Genomic DNA, 6649 nt, shown 5'->3' on the forward strand with positions numbered 1-6649 from the left:
GCGAGGGCGGATATCGAACAAGAGTCGAGCAGGCGAATCGCTGACTCGCGGCGCAGACGCGGGCGATCGCGCCTCGAGCATGGCGATTCACGCCTGGCTCAGCTCTTGGGAAAGGGCGCGTGCACGTTCGGCGGCGGCTTGGGTGGCCTTCTCTACCAGCCCGGCGAAGTCGGCCTCCTGGAAGGTCGCGATGGCGCGTTCCGTCGTGCCATTGGGAGAGGTGACACGCCGACGCAGCTCGGCCGGATCGAACTCGCTCTGGCGGGCGAGGGTCGCGGCACCGAACGCTGTCTGCAGGGCGAGCCGGCGCGCGCTCTCCCGCGGCAGTCCGAGCTCGACACCCGCGGCTTCGAGCGACTCCATGAACAGGAAGAAATAGGCCGGCCCGCTGCCCGAGATGGCGGCGACGGCGTCGATCTGTGCCTCGGTGTCGACCCACTCGACCAGTCCCACGCTCTCGAAGAGCTGGGTGGTGACCTCGCGCTGGGCGTCGTCGACCCGTGCATTGGCGAAGAGGCCGCTGGCACCTGCCCCCACCAGCGAAGGGGTGTTGGGCATGCAGCGGATCACCGCCAGCTCACCGCCAAGCCAGCCTTCGAGGGTCTCGATCTCGAGCCCCGCGGCGACGGAGACGATCAACGGCCGGCGTTGCTGCACCGAATCGCGAAGGGAGAGGCAGAGATCCCGCATCATCTGCGGCTTGACCGCCAGCACGACCACGTCGGCGTCGGCGACGGCCACACTGTTGTCCGCTTCGGTGCGGATCCCGTACTGCTCGGCGATCTCGCGGCGGCGTGACTCGCTGCGGGCGGTGGCGACGATCGCGGACGCGGGATAGCCGCTCTCGAGCATGCCGCCGAAGATGGCGCCGGCCATGTTGCCGGCGCCGAGGAAAGCGACTCGGCTGGCTTGTAAGGTATCGGTCATCACATAATCCTGTTGAGTGTGTCGAGTGCTGGCGTCCCGCCGATCGCTCAGGCCTGCGGCGACGGACGGCTACCGAAGATGGCGGTACCCAGCCGCACGACGGTGGCGCCTTCGGCGATCGCGGCTTCGAGATCCCCGCTCATGCCCATCGAGAGGGTGTCTAGCGCGGCCTCCGGGTACTGCCGCTGGAGCCTCTCCAGCGTCTCGCGGACCTGGCGAAAGGCACGGCGCTGGGTGTCGGCATCGTCGCTGGGCGCCGGCAGCGCCATCAAGCCGCGTAGACGAATGCGCGGCAGTGTCAGCGCGGTCTCCACCAGCGCGGGAAGCGCGTCGACGGTGACGCCGGCCTTGCTCGCCTCGCCACTGACGTTGAGCTGCAGGCAGAGGTCGAGCGGGCCCTTCTCCTCGGGGCGCTGCTCGGAGAGACGCCGCAGGATCTTGTCGCGATCGACGGCATGGACCCAGTCGAAATGCTCGGCGACGTCGCGCGTCTTGTTGGATTGCAGGGCGCCGATGAAATGCCACTCGATCGCCTCGAGGTCGGCGAGCTCCCGACGTTTGTCGAGGGCCTCCTGCAGATAGTTTTCCCCGAAGGCGCGTTGACCGGCCAGATAGGCCTGCCTCAGGATGGCTGCCGGTTTTGTCTTGCTGACGGCCAGCAGCATCGCCGCATCCTGGGAGCGGCCGGCTGCTTTCAGCGCGTCCTGCAGGCGCCGCCGGGCAGTAGTGAGAGACTCGAACACCGACGCTTCTGGCATACTGGGCAGCGACCTTTGGCAGGGGAACGAATAAAAACCCATGGATATTACCGAACTGCTGGCGTTCTCGGCAAAACAGGGGGCGTCTGATCTGCATCTGTCGGCGGGGCTACCGCCCCTGATCCGCGTCGACGGTGATATGCGCCGGCTCGACGTGGGCGCGCTCGACGACAGCCAGGTTCGCCGCCTGATCTACGATGTCATGAACGACCGCCAGCGCCGTGACTTCGAAGCCGCGCTGGAAACCGACTTCTCCTTCGAAGTGGCCGGCGTTTCGCGCTTTCGCGTCAATGTGTTCACCCAGGGCCGCGGTGCGGGTGCCGTCTTTCGGACCATTCCCAGCAGCGTGATCTCTGTCGACGAGCTCGGTCTCGGTGATGTCTTTCGACGGCTGTCGATGCTCGCCCGAGGGCTGGTGCTGGTGACCGGGCCGACCGGCTCGGGCAAGAGCACGACGCTGGCGGCCATGATCGACTACATCAACGACAACCGCCAGGATCATATCCTCACCATCGAGGATCCCATCGAGTTCGTGCATCAGAGTAAGCGCTGTCTGATCAATCAGCGCGAGGTGCATCGGGATACCAAGGGCTTCGCCCCGGCATTGCGCTCAGCGCTGCGGGAGGACCCGGACGTGATCCTCGTGGGCGAGCTTCGTGACCTGGAAACGATTCGGCTGGCATTGACCGCAGCCGAGACGGGGCATCTGGTCTTCGGTACTCTGCATACCACCTCGGCTGCCAAGACCATCGATCGGATCATCGACGTCTTTCCGGGCGACGAAAAAAGCATGGTGCGCTCGATGCTCTCGGAGTCGTTGCAGGGTGTGATCTCGCAGACGCTGCTCAAGCGCGAGAGCGGTGGCCGGGTCGCGGCTCACGAGATCCTGGTGGCGAACTCGGCGATCCGCAACCTGATCCGTGAAGGCAAGGTGGCTCAGATGTACTCCGCGATCCAGACTGGTGGCAATCTGGGGATGCAGACGTTGGATGCAGCGCTCACGCGCCTGGTCGCCGAAGGTGTCGTCTCGCGCCAGGAGGCGAACGCCAAATCCCGTGCCGGTATCGACGGCTGAATCAACAACGCTCGCGCGCGAGCCGGCGGCTAGGCCCGCTCAGGATATTGTCATGACCCCCTCCCAATGGTTCGAACAGCTGCTCGACATCATGCTGTCGCAGCAGGCCTCAGATCTCCTGATCTCGACTGGGGCGCCGCCGTGTCTGAAGCTCGACGGCAAGCTCGTCGCGCTGGGTGAGACTGCACTGCAGCCCGAGCAGGTGCGCGAATTGGTCATTGCCACGCTACCTGCCGGGCGGCGCGAGGAGTTCGATACGGCGCTCGAGGCCAACTTCGCGCTGAGTCTCAGCGGCAAGGGGCGGTTTCGCGTGAGTGCCTTCCACCAGCGCAGCCAGCCGGCAATGGTGGTGCGGCGCATCGCCTTCGAAATCCCCGACCTCGAAACCCTCGGGCTGCCGGATACGGTGGCTACCCTCGCCTCGGTCAAGCGCGGGTTGGTGCTGGTGGTCGGCGGGACCGGCAGCGGCAAGTCGACCACGCTGGCGTCGATGATCCAGGAGCGCAACCGCACCATCGGCGGGCACATCATTTGTGTCGAGGATCCGATCGAGTATATGCATCCCCACCAGCGCGCGATCATCAATCAGCGCGAGGTCGGCATCGATACCGAGTCCTACGAGGTGGCGCTCAAGAATGCCCTGCGCCAGGCGCCGGACGTCATCATGATCGGCGAGATCCGCAGTCAGGACACCATGGAGCTGGCGCTGAGCTTTGCCGAAACGGGGCATCTGTGTCTGGCGACGCTCCACGCCAATAGCGCCGACCAGGCGATCGAGCGGGTCCTCAACCTGTTTCCGGCGTCACGCAAAGAGCAGGTGTGGATGGATCTTTCGCTCAATCTGCGCGCGGTAGTCGCTCAGCGTCTGCTGCCTCGCGAGAATGGCAACGGCCGCTGTGCGGCGGCGGAGGTGATGTTGCAGTCGCCGCTGATCAGCGAGCTCATCCGGCGCGGCGAGATCAGCGAGATCAAGGATGTGATGCGCCGCTCGGAGGAGCTGGGGATGCAGACCTTCGACCAGGCCCTGTATGCGCTCTACCGTCAGGGCCACATCAATCAGCAGGTGGCGATCTCGCACGCCGACTCCACCAACGATCTGCGGATGTTGATCAAGTACGGCGAGCAGAGCGATACCTCGGCGGACGGAACGCAGTTCACGCTGGCGGATGACGACGACTGAGCCTGTCTCTCTCCCTCAAACGCCCCACCAGCTCCCTCCAAAGCTCCGCCCGGGCGCATGACTGTCAGGGCGCATAGACGCCGCCGAGTACCCGCGGTCCGCTGGCGCCCGTCACCTCCGGTAGATTGCCGGGCATCGCACTGAGCCGCCGCCAGGCCAGCCAGGCGAAGGCCCCCGCCTCCAGCCAGTCCGCCGACCAGCCGAAATCGTCGCAAGCGAGAAACGCCACTTCCGGTAAATGGGCGGCGAGCCGCTGCATCAAATGACGGTTTCTGGCCCCGCCGCCGCAGACGATGAGGTCGGTGCCTGCTGCATCGACGAAAGGTCGGGCGGCGCGGGCAACGCTCACCGCGGTCAGCTCGGCAAGCGTCGCCTGCACGTCCGCACTGCGCTCCTTTCCGTCCAGTCGCTGGTCCAACCACTCGAGATGAAAGCGCTCGCGACCGGTGCTCTTGGGCGGTGGCTGCTGGAAGTAAGGGTCCTCCAGCAGGCGCGACAGCAACGCGTCGTCGAGCGCCCCGCTCGCTGCCCATTCGCCGTCGATGTCGATGGGGCCCTGACGATGACGCGCGTGCCAGGCGTCGATGAGCAGATTCGCCGGCCCCGTATCGAAGCCGATCACCGGCAGTGTCGCGTCAGGGGCCAGTCGGGTCAGGTTAGCGATGCCGCCGAGATTGAGCACCAGCCGTGTGCGGTTGGCGTGGCCGAAAACCGCCTGGTGGAAGATCGGCGCGAGCGGTGCCGCCTGACCGCCGGCGGCCATGTCCCGGCGGCGGAAGTCGGCGACCACGCAGCAGCCGGTCAATTCGGCAAGCAGGCTGGGATTATCCATCTGGCAGGTATAGGGCGGCGTGCCGTCGGGGGCGTGCTCGATGGTCTGACCGTGACTGCCAATCGCGGTGATCGCTTTTGGCGAGAGCGCGTGGCGTGTCAGGAGCTGGCTCACGGCGTCGGCCTGATGCTCACAGAGGGCGGTCTCGGCTGCCGCCAGCGTGGTGAAGTCGATGCGACTCGCCTGTGTCAGTGTCAGCAGCCCGTCACGCAGCGTGTCCGAGAGCGGCAGGCAGAGCGCATCGACGAGGCGAGCCGGAATCGACGGATCCTCGGCGATATCGACCAGGGCGGCATCGATGCCGTCGAGACTGGTACCGGACATCAGTCCAACATAGAGAGGCATGACAGCTCCTGAGCTGAGGCGGCGAATTCCGCGGCGGTATGGGAGTCGTGCTACTATTGCCGGCTTTCAAGCCCGATAGCGTTCGTAGTGGAGATCGTAGTGAAGAGCGATACGATGACCGAGGTCGCCGATGCGCTGGCGCTGATCAAGCGCGGTACGCACGAGATTCTGATCGAAGACGAGCTGGTAAAAAAGCTCGAGTCCGGTCGTAAATTGCGCATCAAGGCCGGGTTCGACCCGACAGCGCCGGATCTGCACCTGGGGCACAGCGTATTGCTGACCAAGATGCGCCAGTTTCAGGAGCTGGGTCACGAGGTGATCTTCCTGATCGGCGATTTCACCGGCCGTATTGGCGACCCCACCGGCAAGAACGTCACTCGCAAGCCGCTCACCGAGGAAGAGGTCAAGGTCAACGCCCAGACCTATCGTGACCAGGTCTTCAAGATTCTCGACCCGGAAAAGACTGAAGTGCGCTTCAACGCCGAGTGGTTCGGCGAGATGTCGGCGGCGGACATGATCGAGCTGGCGGCACAGAGCACCGTGGCGCGTATGCTCGAGCGCGATGATTTCGAAAAGCGCTACAAAGCCGGCCAGTCGATCTCCACGCATGAATTTCTCTATCCCCTGGTTCAGGGCTACGACTCGGTCGCGCTCAAGGCGGACGTCGAACTCGGGGGCACCGATCAGAAGTTCAATCTACTGATGGGCCGGGAAATCCAGAAGCACTTCGGGCAGGAGCCGCAGGTCGTCATTACCATGCCGCTGCTGGAAGGGCTCGACGGCGTACAGAAGATGTCGAAGTCGCTGAACAACTACATTGGGGTCGACGATACCCCGGGCGTAATGTTCCAGAAGATCGTCTCCATGCCGGACAGTCTCATGTGGCGCTATTTCGAGCTGCTGTCGCTGAAGAGCAATCAGGAGATCGAAACGATCCGCCAGGAGATCGAGCAGGGCGCCAATCCGCGCGACATCAAGATGGCGCTCGCCCGCGAGCTGATCACGCGCTACCACGGAGAAGATGCCGCGGCCAACGCCCACCGGGCGAGCGGCAACCAGCTGGCCGAGGGTGAGTTGCCGGAAGATCTGCCCGAGGTAACCCTCGACTTCGAAGGCATGAGCCAGGCGCCAATCGCGGCAGTGATCAACCGTGCCGACCTGGCGAACAACAGCGCCCAGGCGAAGGACATGCTCGCCAACGGCCGTGTCAGGGTCGACGGCGACGTTGTTGCCAAGGATAAAATGCTGGAGACCGGTAAGAGCTACGTCATCCAGGCCGGAAAGAAGCGCTACGCGCGCGTCACGCTTGGCTGAAGGCGTGAACGGATCGCCTGCTCACTGATCGACGCCCGCCTCTGTGCGGGCGTCGTCGCGTCTGGGGGCGTCGCGAGGGGCGGGTCAGGAAGGCAGCCAGCAGACCGGTAAGAGGACGCGCAGGGGGCGAGAAAGCACGTATAGAGAAGGCGTGACATCGTGGTGTCACTTTTTTGTGAATCAATGCTTGCCAAGCCGGCGTCGGGTCCGTAAAGTAC

6 protein-coding genes are annotated in these 6649 nt (G+C 64.6%); 3 read left to right on the forward strand and 3 right to left on the reverse strand.

The window, feature by feature from the left end; all coding sequences use genetic code 11:
- Nucleotides 1-87: 87 nt before the first annotated feature.
- Both proC and DOM41_RS05475 read right to left on the reverse strand, forming a co-directional pair.
- Entirely contained in the window at nt 88-927 is an 840-nt protein-coding gene (proC, locus tag DOM41_RS05470; RefSeq protein ID WP_110685824.1) for a pyrroline-5-carboxylate reductase, read from the reverse strand.
- Between the two features lie 47 nt (nt 928-974).
- Nucleotides 975-1685: a YggS family pyridoxal phosphate-dependent enzyme gene (locus DOM41_RS05475; RefSeq protein WP_110685825.1), complete on the reverse strand. Its 711-nt coding sequence runs from the start codon at nt 1683-1685 to the stop codon at nt 975-977.
- 40 nt (nt 1686-1725) lie between these two features.
- Here DOM41_RS05475 and DOM41_RS05480 point away from each other — a divergent pair, with 40 nt between their 5' ends.
- Nucleotides 1726-2760 carry a type IV pilus twitching motility protein PilT gene (locus DOM41_RS05480; protein ID WP_110685826.1) on the forward strand — a complete coding sequence of 345 codons (1035 nt, stop codon included), beginning with the start codon at nt 1726-1728 and terminating at the stop codon, nt 2758-2760.
- Between the two features lie 52 nt (nt 2761-2812).
- Nucleotides 2813-3940 carry a PilT/PilU family type 4a pilus ATPase gene (locus tag DOM41_RS05485; RefSeq protein WP_110685827.1) on the forward strand — a complete coding sequence of 376 codons (1128 nt, stop codon included), beginning with the start codon at nt 2813-2815 and terminating at the stop codon, nt 3938-3940.
- A gap of 64 nt (nt 3941-4004) precedes the next feature.
- Here the strand turns inward: DOM41_RS05485 and DOM41_RS05490 are convergent, their stop codons facing one another.
- On the reverse strand, nt 4005-5117 hold the full coding sequence (locus DOM41_RS05490) for an anhydro-N-acetylmuramic acid kinase (protein ID WP_110685828.1): 1113 nt from the start codon (nt 5115-5117) through the stop codon (nt 4005-4007).
- Between the two features lie 114 nt (nt 5118-5231).
- Here DOM41_RS05490 and tyrS point away from each other — a divergent pair, with 114 nt between their 5' ends.
- Nucleotides 5232-6431: a tyrosine--tRNA ligase gene (tyrS, locus tag DOM41_RS05495; protein ID WP_110685852.1), complete on the forward strand. Its 1200-nt coding sequence runs from the start codon at nt 5232-5234 to the stop codon at nt 6429-6431.
- The last annotated feature ends 218 nt before the right edge of the window (nt 6432-6649 follow it).

It is taken from the genome of Salinicola aestuarinus, assembly GCF_003206645.1.
Lineage (GTDB): Bacteria > Pseudomonadota > Gammaproteobacteria > Pseudomonadales > Halomonadaceae > Salinicola > Salinicola aestuarinus.

Coding starts and splice junctions, on each gene's coding strand:
- DOM41_RS05480 (WP_110685826.1), top strand. CDS start 1,726: ATGGATATTACCGAACTGCTGGCGTTCTCGGCAAAACAGGGGGCGTCT.
- proC (WP_110685824.1), bottom strand. CDS start 927: ATGACCGATACCTTACAAGCCAGCCGAGTCGCTTTCCTCGGCGCCGGC.
- DOM41_RS05485 (WP_110685827.1), top strand. CDS start 2,813: ATGACCCCCTCCCAATGGTTCGAACAGCTGCTCGACATCATGCTGTCG.
- tyrS (WP_110685852.1), top strand. CDS start 5,232: ATGACCGAGGTCGCCGATGCGCTGGCGCTGATCAAGCGCGGTACGCAC.
- DOM41_RS05490 (WP_110685828.1), bottom strand. CDS start 5,117: ATGCCTCTCTATGTTGGACTGATGTCCGGTACCAGTCTCGACGGCATC.
- DOM41_RS05475 (WP_110685825.1), bottom strand. CDS start 1,685: ATGCCAGAAGCGTCGGTGTTCGAGTCTCTCACTACTGCCCGGCGGCGC.